This window comes from Clostridium sp. X (assembly GCF_055755365.1).
Genome location: NZ_CM146912.1, coordinates 1,446,739 through 1,470,300, shown reverse-complemented (window position 1 = coordinate 1,470,300; position 23,562 = coordinate 1,446,739). Strand labels below are relative to the sequence as shown.

Annotated in this window: 21 protein-coding genes; 5 read left to right on the top strand and 16 right to left on the bottom strand. The window is 31.6% G+C overall.

The genetic code is table 11. The annotated features are described in order from the left end of the window. Positions 1–21 precede the first annotated feature (21 nt). The 5 genes from uvrA to ACX0KU_RS07515 form a co-directional block, all read right to left on the bottom strand. Entirely contained in the window at positions 22–2,844 is a 2,823-nt protein-coding gene (gene uvrA / locus ACX0KU_RS07535) for an excinuclease ABC subunit UvrA (RefSeq protein WP_472992283.1), read from the bottom strand. A 33-nt stretch (positions 2,845–2,877) separates the two neighbouring features. Beyond that, entirely contained in the window at positions 2,878–4,854 is a 1,977-nt protein-coding gene (gene uvrB / locus ACX0KU_RS07530; RefSeq protein WP_472992282.1) for an excinuclease ABC subunit UvrB, read from the bottom strand. 112 nt (positions 4,855–4,966) lie between these two features. Beyond that, positions 4,967–5,917: a HAMP domain-containing sensor histidine kinase gene (locus ACX0KU_RS07525; RefSeq protein WP_472992280.1), complete on the bottom strand. Its 951-nt coding sequence runs from the start codon at positions 5,915–5,917 to the stop codon at positions 4,967–4,969. A gap of 14 nt (positions 5,918–5,931) precedes the next feature. Continuing rightward, positions 5,932–6,843, bottom strand: coding sequence for a cache domain-containing protein (locus ACX0KU_RS07520; protein ID WP_472992278.1), 912 nt, complete (start codon positions 6,841–6,843; stop codon positions 5,932–5,934). 144 nt (positions 6,844–6,987) lie between these two features. Beyond that, positions 6,988–7,497, bottom strand: coding sequence for a TolB family protein (locus ACX0KU_RS07515; RefSeq protein WP_472992276.1), 510 nt, complete (start codon positions 7,495–7,497; stop codon positions 6,988–6,990). Between the two features lie 136 nt (positions 7,498–7,633). Between ACX0KU_RS07515 and ACX0KU_RS07510 the strand changes: the two genes are divergently transcribed. The 3 genes from ACX0KU_RS07510 (at position 7,634) to ACX0KU_RS07500 (ending at position 10,408) form a co-directional block, all read left to right on the top strand. Next, on the top strand, positions 7,634–8,002 hold the full coding sequence (locus tag ACX0KU_RS07510) for a BlaI/MecI/CopY family transcriptional regulator (RefSeq protein WP_472992274.1): 369 nt from the start codon (positions 7,634–7,636) through the stop codon (positions 8,000–8,002). Positions 8,003–8,008: 6 nt separating this feature from the next. After that, entirely contained in the window at positions 8,009–9,634 is a 1,626-nt protein-coding gene (locus ACX0KU_RS07505; protein WP_472992272.1) for a M56 family metallopeptidase, read from the top strand. A gap of 219 nt (positions 9,635–9,853) precedes the next feature. Further along, complete coding sequence (locus ACX0KU_RS07500) at positions 9,854–10,408, top strand: serine/threonine protein kinase (protein ID WP_472992270.1); 555 nt, start codon at positions 9,854–9,856, stop codon at positions 10,406–10,408. Positions 10,409–10,491: 83 nt separating this feature from the next. On the opposite strand, the gene pdxT is transcribed toward ACX0KU_RS07500, so the two are convergent. The 3 genes from pdxT to ACX0KU_RS07485 all read right to left on the bottom strand — a co-directional run bounded on the left by pdxT (position 10,492) and on the right by ACX0KU_RS07485 (position 12,554). Then, a complete protein-coding gene (pdxT, locus tag ACX0KU_RS07495) occupies positions 10,492–11,064 on the bottom strand; it encodes a pyridoxal 5'-phosphate synthase glutaminase subunit PdxT (RefSeq protein WP_472992269.1) in 573 nt (190 codons plus the stop codon). Between the two features lie 2 nt (positions 11,065–11,066). Continuing rightward, positions 11,067–11,942: a pyridoxal 5'-phosphate synthase lyase subunit PdxS gene (gene pdxS / locus ACX0KU_RS07490; RefSeq protein WP_472992418.1), complete on the bottom strand. Its 876-nt coding sequence runs from the start codon at positions 11,940–11,942 to the stop codon at positions 11,067–11,069. Positions 11,943–12,212: 270 nt separating this feature from the next. After that, positions 12,213–12,554 (bottom strand): zinc ribbon domain-containing protein YjdM, encoded by a 342-nt coding sequence (locus tag ACX0KU_RS07485; protein ID WP_472992267.1) that lies wholly within the window; start codon positions 12,552–12,554, stop codon positions 12,213–12,215. 467 nt (positions 12,555–13,021) lie between these two features. Between ACX0KU_RS07485 and ACX0KU_RS07480 the strand changes: the two genes are divergently transcribed. Then, complete coding sequence (locus ACX0KU_RS07480) at positions 13,022–13,525, top strand: DUF6143 family protein (protein WP_472992266.1); 504 nt, start codon at positions 13,022–13,024, stop codon at positions 13,523–13,525. Positions 13,526–13,611: 86 nt separating this feature from the next. Here the strand turns inward: ACX0KU_RS07480 and ACX0KU_RS07475 are convergent, their stop codons facing one another. The 6 genes from ACX0KU_RS07475 to ACX0KU_RS07450 all read right to left on the bottom strand — a co-directional run bounded on the left by ACX0KU_RS07475 (position 13,612) and on the right by ACX0KU_RS07450 (position 19,518). Beyond that, positions 13,612–14,934: an AMP-binding protein gene (locus tag ACX0KU_RS07475; RefSeq protein WP_472992265.1), complete on the bottom strand. Its 1,323-nt coding sequence runs from the start codon at positions 14,932–14,934 to the stop codon at positions 13,612–13,614. 2 nt (positions 14,935–14,936) lie between these two features. Next, positions 14,937–16,103: a thiolase family protein gene (locus ACX0KU_RS07470; RefSeq protein WP_472992263.1), complete on the bottom strand. Its 1,167-nt coding sequence runs from the start codon at positions 16,101–16,103 to the stop codon at positions 14,937–14,939. Position 16,104: 1 nt separating this feature from the next. Continuing rightward, entirely contained in the window at positions 16,105–16,641 is a 537-nt protein-coding gene (locus ACX0KU_RS07465) for a biotin transporter BioY (RefSeq protein ID WP_472992262.1), read from the bottom strand. Then, a complete protein-coding gene (locus ACX0KU_RS07460) occupies positions 16,626–17,297 on the bottom strand; it encodes a hypothetical protein (RefSeq protein WP_472992261.1) in 672 nt (223 codons plus the stop codon). Before ACX0KU_RS07460 ends, ACX0KU_RS07465 begins: the two co-directional genes overlap by 16 nt. Positions 17,298–17,490: 193 nt before the next feature. After that, positions 17,491–18,954, bottom strand: coding sequence for a SulP family inorganic anion transporter (locus ACX0KU_RS07455; RefSeq protein ID WP_472992259.1), 1,464 nt, complete (start codon positions 18,952–18,954; stop codon positions 17,491–17,493). Positions 18,955–19,128: 174 nt separating this feature from the next. Next, positions 19,129–19,518 carry an iron chaperone gene (locus ACX0KU_RS07450; RefSeq protein WP_472992258.1) on the bottom strand — a complete coding sequence of 130 codons (390 nt, stop codon included), beginning with the start codon at positions 19,516–19,518 and terminating at the stop codon, positions 19,129–19,131. A 190-nt stretch (positions 19,519–19,708) separates the two neighbouring features. Between ACX0KU_RS07450 and ACX0KU_RS07445 the strand changes: the two genes are divergently transcribed. Continuing rightward, on the top strand, positions 19,709–19,873 hold the full coding sequence (locus ACX0KU_RS07445) for a hypothetical protein (RefSeq protein WP_472992257.1): 165 nt from the start codon (positions 19,709–19,711) through the stop codon (positions 19,871–19,873). Here ACX0KU_RS07445 and ACX0KU_RS07440 read toward each other — a convergent pair. Next, positions 19,860–21,374: a L,D-transpeptidase family protein gene (locus tag ACX0KU_RS07440; protein ID WP_472992256.1), complete on the bottom strand. Its 1,515-nt coding sequence runs from the start codon at positions 21,372–21,374 to the stop codon at positions 19,860–19,862. The two genes, ACX0KU_RS07445 and ACX0KU_RS07440, sit on opposite strands and share 14 nt — an antisense overlap. 444 nt (positions 21,375–21,818) lie before the next feature. Beyond that, complete coding sequence (locus tag ACX0KU_RS07435; RefSeq protein ID WP_472992255.1) at positions 21,819–23,540, bottom strand: hypothetical protein; 1,722 nt, start codon at positions 23,538–23,540, stop codon at positions 21,819–21,821. Between the last annotated feature and the right edge of the window lie 22 nt (positions 23,541–23,562).

Genomic DNA, 23,562 nt, shown 5'->3' with positions numbered 1-23,562 from the left:
TTCGTTTAATATTTCTTTCTATTATAACATGTTTTTCAAATAATATCCTGTGTATGAATTTTTATTTTTAGATATTTTCTCCGGAGTTCCTATATCTAATATAGTTCCTCCTTTGTCTCCACCTTCTGGTCCTAAATCTATTATATGATCTGAACATTTTATAACATCTAGATTATGCTCTATCACCACAACTGTATTACCTACTTCAACTAAACGTTGGAGTATAGTTATAAGTCTACTTACATCATCTGTATGAAGACCAGTTGTAGGTTCATCAAGAATAAATAATGTCTTTCCCGTACTTCTCTTTGAAAGTTCATAAGCTAATTTAATTCTTTGAGCTTCTCCACCTGATAACTGTGTTGACGGTTGTCCAAGCCTAACATACCCAAGTCCAACATCCATTAAAGTTTCTAGCTTATTTTTTGCTCTCGGAATATTTTTGAAGAACTCTACTCCTTCTTCAACAGTCATGTTTAATATTTCATCAATATTCTTACCCTTATACTTAACCTCTAAAGTCTCTCTGTTGTATCTCTTCCCTTTACACACCTCACAAGGAACATATACGTCAGATAAAAATTGCATTTCTATTTTAATTATACCATCTCCATGGCAAGCTTCACATCGCCCACCTTTAACATTGAAGCTAAATCTTCCTGGCTTATATCCTTTCATCTTAGCTTCTGGCGTGTTAGAAAAAATCTCTCTTATAATATCAAATAAAGCGGTATAGGTAGCAGGATTAGACCTTGGAGTTCTTCCTATTGGATTTTGATCTATATTTATTATTTTATCTATATTTTCAAAACCTAGAATATCATCATGCAGTCCCGGAATATTCTTAGATCTATTAATCTTCTTATTAAGTCCCTTATAAAGTATTTCATTTACTAATGTACTTTTTCCTGAACCTGAAACTCCAGTAACAGAAGTAAGTACTCCTAATGGGAAATCTACACTTACATTTTTAAGGTTATTTTCTTTCGCTCCACAGACCTTTATAACATTTCCATTACCTTTTCTTCTTTCACTAGGAACTTCTATTTTCTTTTTACCCGTTAAATATTCACCTGTTATTGAAACAGCACATTCTTTTACAGCAGATATATCACCAGCAACCACAATATTTCCACCATGTTCACCAGCTCCTGGACCAATATCAACAATAAAGTCAGCTGCTCTAATTGTATCTTCATCGTGTTCAACTACAACTAAAGTATTTCCTAGTTCTTTAAGATGTTTTAAAGTTCCAATTAGTCTATCATTATCTCTTTGATGTAATCCTATGCTGGGCTCATCGAGAATATATAAAACTCCAACAAGTCCAGATCCAATTTGACTTGCCAGTCTTATTCTCTGAGATTCTCCCCCTGATAGTGTACCCGCTTTTCTAGTTAGATTTAAATAGTCTAACCCTACATCTACTAAGAATTTTAACCTACTTTTTATTTCATTTATAATTTGATTAGAGATGATAGCATTTTTCTCTGATAACTCTAAATTATCTATAAAAGCTAATTCATCCTTAATAGCCATACTCGTAAACTCAAATATATTTTTCCCACCCACAGTTACTGATAAAATCTCTGGTCTTAATCTTGCGCCATTACATTTAGGACAAGGAGTGTCACTCATGTACTGCTCTATTTGTCCTTTTATATAATCTGAATTTGTTTCCATATATCTTCTTCTAAGATTATTAATTAATCCTTCGTACCTGTGGCTATATAATCCTTGCTTATCTTCCTTAACGTATTCTACAGTTATCTTATCTCCCTGGAGTCCGTATAAAATATAATCTAAAATATCTCTTGGAAGTTCTTCTACTGGAGTATTTAAATCAAATTTATACTCTTTTGATAAAGCCTTTAATATACTAAAAGTCCATGACTCTTCTTTTAGCGCTCCATCTCCTAAAGTCATTATAGCCCCCTCTAAGATACTCTTACTCTTATCAGGTATTACTAAGTCTTCATCTATTTCCATTAAGCTTCCTATTCCATCACATTTATCACATTTTCCAAAAGGAGCATTAAATGAAAAAGATCTAGGGGCAAGTTCATCTATACCTATACCACAGTCAGGACACGCAAATTTTTCACTAAATAAAATTTCTTCTCCATCAATTATATCTACTATTACTAACCCTTCTGCTATCTTTAAGGCTGTTTCAAGAGAGTCTGTAAGTCTAGTTGAAATTCCTTCTTTTACAACTAATCTGTCTACTACTGCTTCAATATTATGTTTTTTATTCTTATCAAGATTTACCTCTTCTTCTTGTAGGTCTAAAATCTCCCCATCAATTCTTGCTCTTACAAACCCATTTTTCTTTATATTTTCTAAAACCTTTGTATGCTGCCCTTTTCTTCCCTTAATTATAGGAGCTAAAATTTGTATCTTTGTTCTCTCTGGAATCTCTAATATCTTATCCACCATCATATCTATGGTTTGCTGAGTAATTTCCTTTCCGCATTTAGGGCAATGGGGTATACCTATCTTAGCATATAATAATCTTAAGTAATCATATATCTCTGTAACAGTTCCAACAGTTGAACGTGGATTCTTACTGGTTGTCTTCTGATCTATAGATATAGCTGGAGATAGCCCTTCTATATATTCAACATCTGGCTTATCCATTTGACCTAGGAACTGCCTTGCATATGAGGATAAGGATTCTACATATCTTCTTTGCCCTTCTGCATATAGAGTATCAAAAGCTAGTGATGATTTTCCTGACCCTGAAAGGCCAGTGAATACCACTAGTTTATCTCTAGGAATTTCTAAGTCTACATTTTTTAAGTTATGAACCTTAGCACCCTTTATGAATATTTTATCCTTCATGTTTACTCCCTTCTTTATTAACCAGTAGCTAATTTACATTAGTTTTTCTTTTAGCTTATTTATCTCATCACGTAGCTGTGCTGCTCTTTCAAATTGTAATTCCTTAGCTGCTTGCTTCATTTCCTTTTCTTGTTTAGCTATAAGCTTTTCAATATCCTTCTTAGAAAGCTTTTCTGTTTGTGAATCAGCACTATAAATACCTGATTCTTCTGTAACCTTAGTTTGCAGTACAGCTCTAACATCTTTTAATACCGTTGTTGGAGTTATTCCATTCTTTTCGTTATACTCCATCTGAATTGCTCTTCTTCTATTAGTTTCACTAATAGCGCTGTTCATAGCTTTAGTAATTCTATCTGCATACATTATAACCTTACTCTCTGAATTTCTTGCAGCTCTTCCTATAGTTTGTATAAGAGAAGTTTCTGATCTTAAAAACCCTTCCTTATCTGCATCTAGAATTGCCACTAAAGCTACTTCTGGAATATCTAGTCCTTCTCTTAAAAGATTAATTCCTACAAGAACATCAAATTCACCTTGTCTAAGATCTCTTATTATCTCCATTCTTTTCATAGTATCAATACTTGAATGAAGATACTCTGTTTTAATTCCCATCTCTTTTAGATAATCTGTTAAATCCTCTGACATTTTCTTTGTAAGGGTAGTAACTAAAATTCTAAATCCTTTATCAATAGTCTCCCTAATACTTCCATATAAATCATCTATTTGACCCTTTATAGGTTTCACTATTATTTCCGGATCTAATAGACCAGTAGGTCTTATAATTTGTTCTGCAACATTTGTTGAGTGATCAAGCTCATACTGTGCAGGAGTAGCACTTACAAACAGAGTTTGATTCATCTTTCCCTCAAATTCATCAAATTTTAATGGTCTATTGTCAAAAGCACAAGGAAGTCTAAATCCATACCCTACTAAATTCTCTTTCCTTGATCTATCTCCACCATACATTGCCTTAACTTGCGGCAAAGTAACATGGCTTTCATCAATAAACAACAAAAAATCGCCCGGGAAATAATCTATTAATGTCTGTGGTGGCGTTCCTGCAGCTCTGCCGTCTAAAACTCTCGAATAATTTTCAATCCCACTACAATATCCGATTTCTCTCATCATCTCTATGTCAAAATTCGTTCTCTGTTTTATTCTCTGAGCCTCTAAAAGCTTTTCTTCAGATACAAACTCTTTAACTGTATTTTCTAATTCTTCTTCAATCTTCTTTATAGCAATTTCTAATCTATCTTTTGAGGTAGCAAAGTGAGATGCTGGAAATATAGATACATGATTTCTGGTACTCAAAATATTTCCCGTTAAAACATCAAATTCTCTTATCTTATCTATTTCATCTCCAAAAAATTCAACTCTTATACCACTACTTGATGAAGATGCTGGGAAAATATCTAATGTATCTCCTCTGGCTCTAAAGGTACCTCTCACAAAATTCATTTCATTTCTTTCATATTGTATATCAACAAGTTGTCGCATTACCTCATCTCTATCCTTCTGCATGCCTTCTCTAAGAGATACAGTAAGCTTCTTGTACTCCTCTGGATTACCTAGACCATAAATACAAGAAACAGAAGCTACTACTATCACATCTTTTCTCTCAAGTAGTGCTGATGTAGCCGAATGTCTTAATTTATCAATTTCATCATTTATAGCAGCATCTTTTTCGATAAAAGTATCAGTATGTGGTAAATAGGCTTCTGGTTGGTAGTAGTCATAATATGAAACAAAGTATTCTACAGCATTTTCTGGAAAAAACTCACGAAACTCCGAAGTTAACTGTGCTGCTAAGGTCTTATTATGAGCTAATATTAATGTAGGTTTTTGAACTCTCTCAATAATATTGGCCATAGTAAAAGTCTTACCTGATCCCGTTACCCCTAATAATGTTTGAAACTTCTCATTGTTATTAATTCCTCTAACTATGCTATCTATAGCCGATGGTTGATCCCCTGTTGGCTTGAATTTTGAATGTATTTTAAAATCTCCCATGTTCTCATCTCCCATGAACGTTAGTTCGATTACATCAATTTTATACTTTTAATATTTTTATGTCAATGCAAAATTAAATGAAAAAACACCAAGATTTTTAAGTCTTAGTGCTCTATAATTTATTTATTTTTTCTCTAATAGAATATATATCCGAAAACTCTATTTGGATCTTTTGTATAGTATTGCTACGATTTTCAAATGATATTCTTTCATTTTCTTTATTATCTTGTGGCAATAAGGTTGTAGGTAGCTCTACTATAAATTCTGTACCTTTACCTGGTTCACTAGCTACAGTTATACTTCCTTTTTGCGCCTCCACTAAAGCTTTTACAATAGATAGTCCCAGGCCACTTCCTTCTTGATTTCTACTTAAAGATGTATCAATCTGTCTAAATCTATCAAATATAATAGAAAGCTTATCTTCTGGAATACCAATTCCAGTGTCTCTTACCGAAAAAACAACCTTATCTTCTTTGTCATAAACATTTATATAAATAAATCCACCTCCATCGGTAAATTTAAGTGAATTTGATATTAGATTAAGTAGTATTCTTTCAATCATGTAAGGATCACAAGATATTTCTTTCTCCTCAACATCAGTATCAAATATAATGGTTACATTTTTTTGATCTGCGAATTTAACAACTGAAAGACTGACATTTTCTATAATGCTCACTATATTTAGATTGTAAAGATTCATTTTTAAATTTCCTGAATCATATCGTGTAACATCTATCATATTATCTACTAGTCTCATGAGTCGATAGCAATTTTGTTTTATTCCCGCTATATTCTTTATAGTTTTGTTTTTAAATTCAGCATCCTCTAAAGTATCTTTAAAACTTTCAATTAACTGAGTACTAGAGTATATTACATTAATAGGAGTTTTAAATTCATGAGATAAGTTACTAAAAAATTGACTTTTCATTTTATCATATTGCTCTATGCTGTCTGCCATAAGATCGAAGGCTTCTGCTGTTGATTCTATTTCATCAGAACCAGTAATATTAGTCCTAACAGAATAGTTTCCTTCCTTTAGCTCATCTGCTTTACTTTTTAGCACAAGTAATGGCTCTACTATTTTTTCCCAAATTTATATGACACTAATATCGATAGTGCTAGTACAACTATGAAACAAACTATAGACTGTATAGCTACTCTATATGTGTCCTTTAATACTAGACTTCTTACTGAACTTATATAGCATACCCATCCAAGTTCTTTCATTGGGTATCCAACTCCCATTCTATAAACTCCATCTAAGCTCGATTTATATTTGGCTAGTTTAGAAATCTTCCCTTGAAAAGCTTCCTCTAAGAGAGCCTCACTAGGCATTTTTCTTTCTTCAAAAGTTAATTTACTTCTAGTATTATCATATACAATATTTCCATTACTATCTACTAATCTTAATATATCTCCTGCGTTCAACTTAACATTAGGTATATATGATACTAGTCTATTGGTATCAAGGGAAGCTACTAATACTCCTATTAGCTTTCCATCTTTTCTAACTGCTCTTGCTACAGGAACTACACTAGTCCCATCAATGTAGCTTTTTGTTAAATCAGCAAACACCTTTTCTTCCCCTGCTAGTATTTTCTTAAAATATTCTCTTTCAGCTATAGATTGACCAATCATATATTTTAAAGTACTTGCAGTTGCTGTTCCCTGAGGGTTAACCCATGATAATCTATGTAAAGCCGTCTCCTCAGTATTAATTACACTCTCTAAATAGGACTGTATTTTTTTCGTATTATTCGGTTCTGTAAGTATTTCTTTACTTATAATGAGCTCTTGTACCCATAATTCTTCTATATAATTAAAATAGGAAGTAGATATAGCTTGAGCAAGTTCCACATTCGCTTGTAATTTTTGATCTGTATTTCGTTTAAAATTGTAATATATATTAATAGTCTGTACTATGATTACTGGAATTAATGTTATACATATTAACATCATTAATTTTACTCCTATAGTTAAATTCTTCATAAAACATCCCCTTAATTTTTTTAACTCTTTAAAATTTAGATTCTTTTCTATATTATAATACATTATATCATCTTTTCTTTCTATGGTAATAATACAATAAATAACAAGAAGTCCTATAATTTAAAAAAATTATAGGACTTCTTGTTATTTTAAATGAATTATACTACTGTTATATTTTTCACTTAAAGCTTCAGTCAATACTATTTTTTTACCTGACGGACTCCAACTAGTTCCTGCATTAACTACATTAACTGCAATTTGAGTAGATTTACCCGTTACCATATCGTATACATATATTCCGGTGCTTGTGCTACCATTAGATACCAATTTAAGGCTATAGGCAATTTTACTCTGGTCAGGTGACCATGAAGCCCCTGTAACTTCTGTTCCCTCGGCAATGGTTTTTATAGTATTGCCCTCAGCATCACAAAGTATTATGGATCTTTTTGAGTCTAATCCTTGAAAAACTATCATCTGTTTTCTATCTGGTGAAGGAGTAATGCCATCAACATTTTTTATATTTATTTTTTTCTTTTCTTTTGTTGATAAATTAAGCATAAACAGTTCTGGTGAAGAAGTATTTGTTGTCACATAGAGAATTTTATCCTGCATTTTCTCTACAAGAAAAAATGATTCTCCTTTTAATATTATCACAATTTTACATGATAATATAATTCATTTACTTATACGAATTATAGATTTTCAACGAACTTTTGTATTGACAAACTCGTATTACAGCTGTAGTATCATTTCGTATTACAATTGTAGTACAGAAAGGATTTGAAATTATATGAACAACATATCTGATTCTGAATGGAAGGTAATGAAAGTAGTTTGGAATAAATCTCCTATACTTGGTAGTGAAATAGTTGAAAAGCTAGAAAGTGATACATGTTGGAATCCAAAGACCATTCATACCTTAATTAGAAGATTAGTTACAAAAGGTGCAATTACCGCTAAAAAAGAAAAAACTTATTATTCTTATTATGCTGCTGTATCAGAGGATGAATGCGTAAGAAAAGAAACTAAAACCTTTCTTGAGAAATGCTTTAACGGCTCCTTTAATATGCTTATGTCTAATTTTATCAAGGATGAAAAGCTATCTGAAGAAGATATTGAAGAACTTCAAGAATTGTTAAATTCTAAGAAAAGTAGGTAATTTATTATGAATAATTTACTCTTTATATTTAAGGAAGTTGTTTATCTTGGAATTACTGCAAGTATACTAACACTAATGATACTTCTTATTAAAAAAATCTTCAGTAAAGCCCTAAGTCCAAAATGGCATTATTATATTTGGATTTTACTACTAATAAGACTTCTCATACCTTTTTCCCCTGAAAGTTCTATGAGCATATATAGTTTAGTATATACAGCCGCTGAAAAAGTAAATTTGCCTATTAATGAAATTAGTATTTCATTTCAAGGTAATTCGTTAAATGAACCTTCTAGTGATACACTATCACCTTTACCTAATGTCCCTGAAGATGGTGATAATAATATTAATACTAAACCTTCTAAAGTCCTAATAACTAATACTAATTCATCTTTAGAAGTTAACAGCGTTTCAAAGTATGATTCTATAATAACAATACTAGCTTTTATTTGGATGATTGGAGTTATTTTGCTTAGTCTTTATACAATTTGTATAAACATATCTTTTTATTTAAATGTCCGAAAAAGATATACTGTCTTGATGGATAAAAGACTAAATGACATTCTTAAAGATTGTAAAAATATTATGAAAATAAATCATCCTATTTCTTTACTTACATCAAGAAAAATAAGAACACCTTCTTTATATGGTCTTCTTAATACTAAAATATTAGTTTCTGAAGCATATATGAATAAGTTAAGCGATGATGAAATAAGATATATTTTTCTTCATGAATTATCTCATTACAAAAGAAAAGATATATTAATAAACTGGATTATGGCTATTCTTCAGATTATTTATTTCTTTAATCCATTTATATGGTATGCTTTTTATAAAATTCACGAAGACTGTGAAATATCCTGTGATGCAGCAGCTCTAACATATATAGGTGAGACAGAATACAAAAACTACGGTAACACTATAATAAAACTTATAAAGCTTTTTTCAGAGTCAACTTTTATTCCATTGACTGCTGGAATCTCAAAAAATAAATCAAGTTATAAAAGGAGAATTATTATGATTAGTAAATTTAAAAGAAGTAAATGGACCAGCACCTTACTCGCTCTAGTATTGATGTTTTCTGTTGGTTTAATAGGGCTAACCGGATGCAATCTAACTGAAGATAAAACGGCAAATACTAATATTACAGATTCATCTAATGATAAAGATAATAATAAGGATATTAATAAAGATAATGAAGTTGATCCTACTAAAAATGATTCCTCAACTTCTGAACCTTCTGAATCTAAAGAAGTATTTTATGGTGAATGGGTTATTCAAAAGGTTCTTGCTTATGGCTCTGCTGGAACTTACAGTACTGAATCTGCAGAAAGTTTACTAGGCAAAAACTTAATCTTCTCAGAAGATAAGGCAAGCAACTTTGGAGATGAACCCTCAGCGATATCAAAGATAGCTACTAATCCTATATATAAGAAAACTCTTGTTTCAAAGGATGAATTTATAACAAATTACCGTATGTCTCTAGATAAATTAGGTATTAGCTCTGATTCCGCTTCAGAAATTACCGTTTCTGACTCAAAAGGTACTGTTTCTACCTTCTTCATTAAAGATGATAACACCCTTATTATTTACGGCGGCGGCACATATTTTGAACTTCTTAGAAAAACTAAATAAGCTAAAATTAAAATACACTAACACTTTATGTCTTATCAAGTGTTGGTGTATTTTTGAGTTTCTTTAATACTTATATAAAAGCTTCATTCTTTGATGCAAATGCAACTAAGACTCTTAGCAACAAATTAACACTATACCCATAAAATATAATTATGTAAGGATTTTGATCTATGATGTGATTTCAACTATGTTCCTATATAAATTGTGTGAGGTGGTGTAATGAGTAAAAGACCTAGATATAGATCTAGTTATTTCGGATTTGATGTTGATAAGCTAAAGCTAATTGGCCAGGGTCACGAAGGAAAAGTTTATCTCCTACCCAATGATAAGGTATTAAAGATATTTCATAATCCAAATTCTTGCAAACGACAAATTGAAATCCTTACAAAGGCACGAGACAGTAACGTCTTTCCTACTGTTTTTGATTTTAATGATTATTCCATAATTATGAGTTTCGTATACGGTAGTACATTATCCTATTACTTAAAGCAAAACAAAATTGATAAACATCTCGCTCTTGAACTCGTAAAACTTATTGATGAGTTTAAGCGGCTAAAGTTTACAAGGCTAGACATGCGGCTTGGTCACATATTCTTGCAACCTGATGAAAATGTTAAAGTTATTGATCCTAGAGGTAGCTACGAAAGAATACAACCTTATCCAAAGTCTATGTTAAAGGGCCTTGAGAAACGGAACGCCTTAAATGATTTTTTTAAATACATCAAACATGACTATCCTGATTACTATAGATACTGGAAAAAGATGATGTCTTAAGATTTCTCAAATTAAAAACTTGTCTTTTTAAATTTAATTGATTAAACCTAACATAGGTTTAATCAATTAAACCTAATATCTACTTAAAGTTTTCTACACATACTTATAAAATACTTATGTATTTCTAAGTTATTTGTTAATTCAGGATGAAATGATGTTGCTAACATATTATTTTGTCTTACTGCTACAATATTCTTATTTACCTTACATAATATTTGTACATTAGACTCTACTTTTGTAATATACGGTGCTCTTATAAATACTAAAGGTATTGGTTCAGTAGAAAACTCTTCTATTTTTTCTTCCATTAAAAAGCTATTTATCTGACTTCCGTAAGCATTTCTCATAACAGTTATATCCATCGTCTGGAGATATCTAGCTTCATCATTTTCAATATTTTTTGCAAGCAATATCATACCAGCACAAGTTCCCCAAACAGGGAACCCATTTATTATCTTTTCTCTAAGCTTATTGAAGATACCAGTTTTCTTTAATAGCTTTCCAATAGTGGTACTTTCTCCACCTGGAAGAATAAGCCCATCTAACTCATCTAGTTCTTCAACTTTTCGTACTTCAACTGCTTCACACCCAAGAGCTTTTAAATGATTAATATGCTCTTCTACTCCACCTTGAAGTGCTAGTACAGCTATTTTCACTTTTACCAGCCTCTTTCTTCAAATTTAGTAACTAATTCACTACAATTTATTCCAACCATTGGTTCTCCAATATCTTGTGATATTTCAGCAAGAATCTTAGGATCATTGTAGTATGTTGTTGCCATAACTATAGCCTTCGCTCTCTTTTCAGGATCTCCTGATTTGAATATTCCTGAACCAACAAATACACCTTCCGCTCCAAGCTTTATCATAAGTGCTGCATCGGCAGGTGTAGCAACTCCACCTGCTGCAAAGTTAACTACTGGTAACTTACCATTTTCCCAAACGTATTCTACAAGGTGGTAAGGTGCTCCAAATTCTTTTGCTAAAGTCATTAATTCCTCCTTCGGTGAATTTTTAACTTTTCTCATTTCATCCATGATACATCTCATATGTTTAACAGCTTGTACTACATCTCCTGTTCCTGCTTCTCCTTTAGTTCTTATCATAGCTGCCCCTTCACCAATTCTTCTTAAAGCTTCACCTAAATTTCTTGCTCCACATACGAAAGGAACTTTAAAGCTTGTTTTATCTATGTGATACTTATCATCTGCATATGTCAAAACTTCACTTTCATCAATAAAATCAATTCCTATTGCTTCTAATATTTCAGCTTCAACAAAATGACCTATTCTAACCTTTGCCATAACTGGTATAGAAACAGCGGCTTGTATTTCCTTTATCATCTTAGGATCAGACATCCTTGCAACTCCGCTCTCTTTTCTAATGTCCGCTGGTACTTTTTCAAGTGCCATAACTGCACATGCTCCTGCCTTTTCAGCAATGATAGCTTGCTCAGCATTTACTACGTCCATAATTACTCCGCCTTTAAGCATTTGTGCTAAATTTTTGTTTAATTCATAGTTTTCCATATATATAGCCCCCAATTTTTTATTTTATGCTTATTATATCGCTTATAAAATAAATTTCAAATGTACCCATACATTTTATTGATTCTCTTTTTATTTAGAGATAATGGTATGCCAATTACAATGAAGGCTAGGCATTATATAGGTATGAACTCTATCTCAGTATTATTTCAAAATAAATAGGAACATTCTTGATTTTTCAAAAATGTTCCTTCTATTGATCTAATACCCAGTAGTACTTATTGATTCTGATTAAGTTTATTACTCCATGTAACTAGGTTATGCTTTTTTAACAAACTCTGATTTCAATCCCATTTCTCCAAAGCCATCAATTTTACAATCAATATTATGGTCTCCATCAACTAGACGTATATTTTTTACTTTTGTACCCTTTTTTAAATCTGATGAACTTCCTTTTACCTTAAGGTCTTTAATTAGTATTACAGTATCACCATCATTTAAGATATTTCCATTTGCATCTTTAACAACTTTATTATCTTCACTATTTTCAGATTCTACTTCTAAATTCCACTCATGTCCACATTCTGGACAAATAAGAATAATTCCATCCTCATAAGTATATTCTGAATTACATTTTGGGCAATTCGGCAAATTAGACATAATTTCATTTCCTCCCTTTCTTTTAGGCTTACATGATATCATATTCTTCTCATATTAACAAACCTTCAGTACTAGACCCTTCAGTGATCCTTATGTAACGAAGTTAAGCTTGTTTGAAAAATACTACTGGCATCACTAACACTATAGAAGTTTCGATATACTTTTCATTGTGTTAAATCTATTAGCAATATTACAAGGCATAGCTTCATGTCATTTAAAACTAAATAAATAATCAATTATCAAGCACACCCATTCTAATAGAACACATATAATAAAATGAAATAAAAAAGGAGGTATAACTTATGTGTAACTATTCTAATGAAAATTGCTCTTTACAATACCCAAACCAAGCTGCTTATATATGTCCTAATGCAAAATGTTATTACAACCAATGTCATAAATTTCATCAATGTTGCAACCATATTCAACCATCGATAAACAAGCCATCATTAGACTATACTGTTTCTGTGCCAATTAACTTAGCAAAATCCTTGGAAGGAAAATACTTTGTGGGCTATGCTGATAATTTGACCTTTGGAAATGATACAAGTGCCTGGGCAAGACTATATAATCCTGCAAATTCAGGAGTAAACTTGCATGTAACAGTTTGGACTGTAACGGATGTATCCGAATCTCCCTTCCGAGCCCAAATCTGGTTTAACACTAACCCTTCTGGCACACCTCAAGAGTCCACGCTAGTAACTCCTGCGAACTTAGCATTTTGTCCTTTACCTCATCCTAATATACAACTTCAATATGCAATAAATGTGAAAGGAGATCCATCAGGAGGAATTAAGGCTTTCGTCCGTCGTGGAGAACCTGAGACTACATTAGTAGATGATGAACAAGGAAAATTTATCTTTCCACCGGGTGGTTCTTTTCTCATCTTTTTATCTAATCCAGAGATGCCCGATTTAGCAGCTTCAGGTAGAGTTGCCTTTGGTTGGTGGGAAGAACCTATATGTCAATAAGAATCATAACGCGTATGAAAATAAATAGAACACTAAGGTAACCTTAAAAACCTTTACCTTTAGTGTTCTTCAGTATTCAAATTATATTAAATTGAACTCCATAAATTTGCCAATGATTTTCGGCTATTTTTTATATCCAGATTTGAAGGAATATCTTCTACAAATTTTATTTTTTGCAGACAGGCATGTACAGGTAGATGAGCTCTGCAAAATTTTATAATTTTTTCATATGTTAGCTCAGAATCTCTTTTTACAATAACAGCAGCCACCTGCTGCCCCTTAATTGAATGTTCAATTCCAAACACCACTGCCTCTGATATTTGAGGATGCTTGCGAAGGACTTCTTCAATTTCCCAGGGAGAAACTTTAATTCCGCCTTTGTTTATAATCTCATTTTTTCTTCCCAATATATAAAGATTACCTTGTTCATCTATCTTTCCTAAGTCTCCTACAGTAACTTTAGGTCTAAACTCAGGTGCAAGATAAGGGCTTTTCACCCATACCACGTCATCTTCTATCCAAAAATTCACTCCAGGAAAGGCTTTACCTACACTATGGCCTTTAATGATTTCCTTTGCATGAATATAACTAACATGCCCCAATTCACTAGCGCCATAATATTCACAGATATGAGCGTTAGGGAATAGTTTTATTAATGCCACAGCAGTTTCTTTATCCATTTTCTCTCCAGCACTTACTATTGACTGAACTTCAGAGAGCGGCAGTTTCATATTTTTAATTAAGATTCGGTAATGGGAAGGTACCATAAAGATACTAGTAACATTCTTTTCATTGATTTCTCTTATCCAGCTACGTGGATATAGACTTTCAGAAAAAATAACCTTTCCACCTTCATTTAAAATATGTAAGGCACTATTTAGATTAGCAGTGTATACAAGAGAACCTGATAGAAAAAGGGTATCTTCAGCATTCATTGAAAATATCTTACTTTGGGCATGAAAAGCACTTGTCCAACTTTTATGATCTCGCCAAATTACCTTATGTTGCCCAGTAGTTCCAGAGCTAAGAGCTCCAAGAAAAATATCTTCATGTAAAACAATAGGTAGTTCTCCTAGTTTAGTTGGTAGAATAAAGGTGTCATCAATAACATAGCATGGATTAACCTTTTTTGTTATATTATTCATAACTTCAGGATATACATTATTCTCTACTAGAACTGATGATAACCCTGCTTTTGCAAGAGCAAGAAGATATAATATTTGCTTTATTGGGTCAGAAAGTTTAATAATAATTCTTTCACCAATATTCCGTTGACTAGTTAATGCCTTTGCAATATTTTCAATAGCTATGGCAGTTTCTCTATAGGTAATGCTTTTTTTTCCATGCACCATACAGATTTTATTCTCTAATTTAATCCCATTACTTTCAATGTTTTCGTATATAAGCATGTTTATTCTATGCACCTTTCAATCAATGCTGCAATTCCCTGGCCACCTGCTACTCCAAGAGTAGCAATACCTAATCTTCCATTATGTTTTTTTAGTGCTTCTAAAAGATGAAGCACAATTATGGCCCCTGAGGCTCCATAAGGATGACCATAAGCAAGAGCCCCTCCTAAAGAATTTATCTTTTCTGCATCATACTGAAAACTTTTTAGAAACGCTAGAACTTTTACTGCAAAAGCTTCATTTATCTCAATAGAGTCTATCTGAGAAATAGATAGTTGTTTTTGTTCTAATAATCTTTTTACAGCAAACACCGGTCCAAGAGGAGATAAGTTTGGATCTAATCCGACACTTACGCCACCTAACCATTCTGCTTCAGCACAAAGACCATATTTCCTAACTGCTTTTTCAGAGGCCATTAAAATTAAAGCAGCCCCATCATGAGTTAGGCAACCATTTCCAGGTGTGATTTTTCCTTTTGCCTTAATGGCACTGGCACGCTTCATTAATTTTAAAGAAGCGGTTTCTCTTATACTTTCATCTTCTTCAATAATATTATGTTCTATACATAAAGGACAAATTACATTCTGCAATCTTTTTTCATTTCTTGCATGAAGAGCCCTTTCATGACTCTCTACTGCCCATTTATCCATTTCATCTCTATTTATAGCAAACTTATCAGCTACATTCTCAGCGCCCTCTATCATATCAGGGTCACCAATAGATAAGGAAGAAAATTGTGCTCTTTTATAAAATACATTGGCGCCTTGAAACCTTGGATCTTTAGGATGATATTGTTTATTAGGTTGTAAGCTTGTGCTTTCTGCGCCACCTACAACTATAAGCTCTCTATTTCCAGATTGAATTAAACTTGCAGCTATTTCTAAAGCCTTTAAACTGGAACCGCATTGAAAATCAATAGTAGTAGCAGGAACATATAGAGGCCAACCTGCTTGCAACAAGGATAGTCGGGCAAGATTACCTCCAGGGCCTACGCAATTTCCTAATATAAATTCATCAATATACTCATTGGACAATTTATATTTTTCTAACAAAGCATTCATTAAATAGGCTGTTAACTGTTCAGGAAGATAAGATTTTAAAACTCCGCCTGTCCTCCCTATAGGGGTTCTTAACCCTCCTATAATATATACCCTTTCTACGGTCTTCATTTTAATTTCTTCTTTGAGCATTAATTTTTTTTGCAATGAATCCAGCTGCAATAGCCTTCAATAAGTCGCCTGGAATAAATGGTAGAGCCCCTGCTGTAATAGCTTTATTCATTCCCATACCTGTTACATATGAAAGCCAAGGAACCCCTAGTACATAAACAATGATAATTCCTCCAAGTATACAAGCAAATATCATACGTGGAATAGAGTTTGCTTTGCCTCTTATAAAACTAATAACTATAGCACCTATTAGAAAGCCAAGCAAATAACCGCCCTTAGTTCCGAAAATAACTCCAATGCCTGCAGCTCCGCCAGAAAATACTGGAACCCCTATAGCACCTATAAATATAAAAGTAAGAACACTCAAACCTGCCTGAAGTGGCGTTAATACACATCCAGCAACCATCACTGCTAGAGTTTGTCCTGTAATTGGTACTGGGCTAAAGGGCAGTGGTACAATAACATATCCTAAAACGCCAATTAATGATGCAAATAATGCTGCATAAAGCATATCTCTAATTCCTAATTTTTTTGACATACAAATTCCTCCTTTATAGTAAGTGTAAAACATTTTATATTATTTACAATTCCAGACAGTTTTTTGGATGTTTCCCAATGAAAAAACAATTTGCAATCTGCTTTTATAGGAGCAAAATATGTAATTTTTCCTATTTTAATAAAACAATTCTTTGTTGCTAAATAATCTTCAATTAATAGTAAAAGAAGCATGCCTTGCACTACAGGGCTATCTCCTTTATGAATATGATTTGGGTCTTCACTTAGTCTACTAAAATTATGTACTTGCTCCTTGGTGATAGCTGTAAAAAGTTTTTCATTATGATCAGTTACTTCTAACTTTTTATTAAGTTGCTGATTCGTTTTAATGAGCGTTGAAGACATCTCTACTAGTATATTTTGATTTTCAATGACTTTAGAGTCACATATTAAATAATCCATAGCATTCACACGCTTCTTAGTCTTTACATTTCCTATAAACATTAGATTTTCTCTCAATGAGGGATGCCTATGGATGATGAATTCTTGTTTAGCAATAAAGTATCCCACTTCAATTTCATCTGATAATGTAGAGAGTGCTAATGTCAAACAAATTATTGGTGAGTACCTATATTCCCAATGATATTTTAATGAAAAAGCATCTATCCATTTTTCTTGTTCTAAGATTGGTTCATTCATCTAAATAGCTTCCCTCCATATTATTATATAAATTAGTATAAATCACTAAAAAACAATTGTCAACCTATAAGATAGTTTTAGTTTACAATAGCATTAAATTTGTTCATTTAATTTTAAAAATTTAATAAAAAAATCCTAGATATAATTTTCATATCTAGGATTCTTACTATGCTAAGCATAACTACATTTTTAATTAATGCCCAATACCTGATTCTAATCCGCCTTTTTTATTGTGTATAGCTATTTTATCAACTAATGCTACACATTCTTCATTCATATCAATTAAATTAGCTGTTACACCATTTCTATGAAATTTAATTACTACCTTATCTATAGCATCAACTGCAGATTCATCCCAAATTTTTATATTTGAACAATCTATATCTACTGAATCTAGATTTTCTGTATAATCGAAACTGTTAATAAATTTTGATGTAGATGCGAAAAACAATTGTCCCTCACCTACATAAACTACTTTACCCTCTTGCTCTATTTTCTTAACATTAATCTCTGATATCTTAGATGAAAAGAATAGGGCACTTAAAATAATTCCTACTATAACTCCATATGCTAAGTTATGAGTTAATAGCACTACTATTACCGTTGTAATCATTACAATAGTATCATTTATTGGTGTTTTGCTTATTTTCTTGATAGATCCCCAATTAAATGTACTAGCAGCTACAACTACCATAACTGAGCCTAATGCAACTACTGGAATTTGAGCAACAAATTTGTTAAGCACGATTACAGAAGTTAACATTGACACTCCTGCAACAAATGTTGAAAGTCGTCCTCTTCCACCATAACTTTGATTAATAACAGTTTGTCCAACCATGCCACAAGCAGCAATTCCGCCAAAGAAACCTACTACTACATTACCTAATCCTTGTCCTACACACTCTCTGTTTTTATTACTTGAAGTATCTGTTAAATCATCAACTAACTGTGCTGTTAATAATGATTCTACTAGCCCTACAACCGAAAGAGACATTGAGTAAGGTAATATTATTCTTAGTGTTTCTATATTAAATGGTACATTTGGTATTAAAAACTTAGGTAAATCTGTTGTTATCTTTCCCATGTCCCCTAAAGTTTTTACATCTATTTTAAATATAAATACAATTAGGGAAAGTGCTATAATAGCTACTATTGGAGACGGTATTGTTTTTGTTAATTTAGGTAATAAATAAATTATAGCAATTGCTATTCCCCCTAAAATTAATAAAACATGAGGTCCTTCAAAATGTTGTAATTGTGACGTAAACATCATTATTCCTAATGCATTAACAAAACCTATCATAACCGACTTTGGTATAAACTTCATTAGATTACCTATCTTTAAAAATCCTAGTATAACTTGAATAATTCCTGTAAGTATTGTTGCTGCAAGCATATATTCTATTCCATAATTCTTTACTAAACTTACTAAAACCAACGCCATGGCTCCAGCCGCACCTGAAATCATTCCTGGTCTTCCACCAAAGATTGCAATAATTACAGAAATACAAAATGAAGAATATACCCCCATCATAGGATCAACACCAGCTACTATAGAGAATCCTATAGCTTCTGGTATTAAAGCCATACATACTACTATTCCAGCTAATAAATCTCCTTTTACATTTCCAAACCACTCTTGTTTAAATTCCTTCATTTTTTCACTTCCGTTCCTTATATTATATTATATTATATTATATTAATATGTTAAAAATAAAAAATGCCCTGAATAGATTTTATTCAAAGCAATCCTTTAGAATCTTATCATATATATATTTATGAGTCAAATTTCGCTAATTTTCTCCTCAGATGTGATAGCCGACAACTATAACTATTTCTTCTTTTTTAATTTATCTTCTGCTATTTTTATATTCTCATCAACTCTAAATTTAACTATCTTTCTTACTAACTCATAAGGCATTGGCTTATTTAAAGGAAATTGTACTGATCCTTTTGCTCCTTTATATCCAGATAGCTCTTGTTTAAATGCATCAATCCCACTAGGAGCCGGATAAAATCCTATATGATTTTTATGAGCTGCAAAATGCACTAAATTGCCATGCAGCACAAAAGTAGGCATTTGCCAACTCATTCTTTCTTCTGCCTCTGGTGCAATGTCTTTTATAATTTTTCTAAACATTTTAAGTATTTCCTGAACCTCAGGAGAAAATTGCAAAATATATTCATCAATTGAATTAAAAGTTATTTTGTTTTCTTCCATAACTTCTCCTTTCATAAATCTCTTAGTAGTTTCAATATACAGGGTGGTATATATTTAAATTTATGTAATTATTTATAATTTAATAGAAGATTTACATTCATTCATTTGCGAAGATAATCATAATCACCATGAACCTGATGATTATGAAATCACTAGTCATATAAAAATATTAGGTGCCTAGGCACACTTTATGCCTAATAGTTTTTTAGTTAATACAAGTTTAACATCTGAAGAAATTTTAGTAAATCTTAAGAATTATATTCAAGATACGGATATGATTTTTATTACTAAAGTTGACAAAGATGATGTTGCTTCTTTATATCCTAATGAAGTTGAGTTTACTAATAGCAGATGACAGGAGCACCTGCCTCAATATTATTGAATATGGTCTTTGCTAGGTTATAAGGCGAATTTATACAACCATGAGAACCATTTGTCCAATATATATTTCCTCCAAACACACTTCTCCAGCTAGCATCATGAATTCCTATACCTCTATTAAATGGCATCCAGAATGCAACATAGGAAGCGTAACCCGGTCCTCTCAAAATAGCACCCTTTTGTTTATATTTTAAACTATAAATACCTGTAGGTGTTGAATGATTATTCTTTACATTACCTGTAACAACATCTCCTTGTACTATTAGTGAACCATTTTTATAAAACCATAAATATTGTTTTGCTAAATTTATTTCTACATAGGTATTTCCGATATCATTGTCAGCATAAGAAAAAGCAGTTTGACTGTATACCGGTTCTTTTGTTATAGTTTTCCCTTGTTTTATATCTTTAATTAAATTTTGTGTTTCCTTAGTTTTATAAATAGACCATCCATAATCACCACCACCTACATTTATAGTTTTTCCTGATGATGTAACAATTTTTCTTGTCTTCCCAACTGTATTATAAGTTTTAGAAAGTCCGTCTATATAATTTTTTATTTTTTCCTCATCAAATGCAACTTTAAAGTTCTTATCAACTGTAAGCCACTTATTTATTATAGTACCATCTAAAGTTTCTTTCCCCTTTCCAAAACTATAGATAATTTTTGAAGATACGTATTTGTTAAGTGTATCCCTAACTTTTATAATTTTTGCTGATTTTGAGTTATATTCCGGCTTTATATAACACCCCACTGATTCCAAATCTATTTCAGCTTCTCTCTTAGGTATTGAATCTGCCACACGCGAATATAAAATATCTTTATCTAACTTATTTCCTGGAACTTCATCTACAATCTCGTAATTATTATTTACATATTTAAAGCTAGGATTCTTTGGTTCAATTATATTACTACTTTTAAAACAAGAGAGCTTATCTATTTGTTTTTTCAATAATTTATCATCAAATGAAACTCCTACTGTCATTTTACAATTCTCATCAGTGAAGAATGCTAAAATCCATTTAAAAGGATTTTGTCTATCTTTAAGTTTCTGAAATTCCTCATCTGAACTATACTTTAGCCCTATATCATTAGCTTTTATCTGTTCACTTTTACTCCCTCGCTCTTTTAGGTTTAACATATAATCCCTAAGCTGAGATATGGCTGCTATTTTGGCATCTTCTACACTTTTCCCTGAAACACTAATGGAATTAATTTCAGATCCAAAATAAAAATGATTCATAAAATACCTTGTCATTCCAAAATAAATAATAAGTAAAGTGCAAAGAGAAATTATTGTACCTGTAACAATTTTTTTGCGCTTTTCTATTGGCTTTTCTGCTGATTCTTCTGTGATATCGTCTACTGACTCTTCTATTGGTTCCTGTATTGTTTCTTGTACTGACTCTAGTACTGATTCTTCTGTGTTTTCCTCCATAGGCTCTTGTATTGGTTTTTCTTGTTCTCCTTCCATGACACCTACCCCTTTAATTTAGAATTAGTACTTTGTCCTTTTAGAGATTAATGAACCTTATATAAAATAAGTCTACCTTCCATTTTATGTACTAATATTTACACTTAAGACATATATTTTAAAAATTATTTTTTACAATTAATATGTTATAATTTTTATTTTTTGCAGTATATTTTATGACGATTACTAAATTTGGTGTCATATCAACCAAAAATGATAAAAGAGAAGTTACTTTGCCAAATTAACTTCTCTTTTATCATTTTTTATTATTTAAAATTCTTTTATCTTATAATATTCATCAAATCACAGAAGTAACACTTCCTATTTCTTACTTTTCCATCCGTATAAATTATTTTTAAATCTAGTATATATTGAACTTTATGGTATAATTGTACTACTGTTTTGGAAATGGTTAATTATGATTTGATGTAATGAAAATTCATTTTAAAGTTTAATAATACCATTTAAGCCCTTATTTGATAACCAATGAATAGTCTTGTTATCAAAACTAATATCAATATAATCATTTGAGGCATTAATACTTATACTTCGATGATTATTTTTATATTTTAATACATTAGCTAAACATATGGCTTTTTCAAGACCATCTCCTCTTTGATAGTTACACACTTCGTCCGGTTGGGCCATTCTTTGACCATCATATATAGATATATTAGGCATACTTTCTAGTGTACTTATAAGTTCATCTTCACCTAAGTCCTTATACTTAACAATTGAAACAGGATTTCTCTCCATTGCCGCTTTTATAAAAGGCGCCCATTGAGTTTTAGAAAAATCTCTCAATGCGTAAAAAGAAAGATCTGCAGAAACATTATTATTTCTAATAAATTCTAAATAACCAATAATTTCTTCCCGGCTCATTTCTGTTGATAACTGTATTGGTTCTGTTTTAATAAAACATTTATTCTCTCCTGGGAATCTTGGGTCTATATTGCAAAATTCATATAAGGATGTTAAAATCTCCTTTTTTTTAACCATGGACATATGAGGGCAATGAATTTCATCCATTATACTAATACTATCCTTCTCAGCACTAAAATCTAACTTGTGGTCTTTAAAGAATTCATTAAATTTATTAAGACATATTCTATCTTGTATCGGTTCCTGTAAAAATTCATACTCATCAATCTCAGATAGTAGTTTATGTCTCGTTCTCTCGTTGACCTTAAAAGAGCTAGTATGCTCATAAGCATATGCCCTTTCAGCAGCAATGTACCTCTGCCTGCCATGACATTCATGCTCAATCTGAAAATATTTTTGAAACCGGCTCTCTTGCCTGAGAAAGTTACACAATATCTCATAATCTATATCATTTACAAGAAATTTCTTAAGCTTTTTTTCAAAGCTAATATATACCTCATGATCTATAGTTGCTTTGGGATATACCACATGTACAAAACCTGTGTTATGAGAAATAATTGTAATTTGTTCATTTCGTATTGCTCTTTGAGCCTTTGATGTAAGCTCAGTACCATTAAACCACATGTTTTTAGTTACAATCCTTCTATTATTTGTTACTACTCCCTCCTTTACATCTATAAAGTTTTGTGAATGAAGTGGAGTTACAAGTAGGTATATACTTTCAAGTGGCATTTTGCATATTATAAACAATGCAGCGGCATAAAGGACAGATAAAGACACACATTCACCCGCCCCCTTTTTATAATCCTTTTTGTATCTGAATGCATTCATCGCCTCTACAGTTTCAGTCTTCCAATACGGAATGACATTAGAGTCATATTTATCAATGCCAAAATGCTTTCTGATATCTATATTAAAATAATACTTATCCCCTTCATATCCAAATAAAGCATTACTCTTATTTATTGTTTCAACATCCATAAAAGGTTGAAAACGTGTTATTTCCTTCTCATTAGTTGTAAGCCCCCAAGTATCAATATCCAGATTAAAATCATAATTATCCATTATATACTGCTTAAGTCTTAATATTTTTCTATATTGATTTAATTTGTCAATATCTTTAAACCATTTATCTTTCTTCCATTCCCATATAACAGGAGACATTATATTAGCTAACAATAGACTATATAGAAGCTCCGGGAATATAAAGATTTCCATGTCTGATAAGGTAACAGCTGATGAATATTTTTCTATATCCTTATTATCAAAAATTTTAAACACCACCTTGTAATATATTATAAATAAA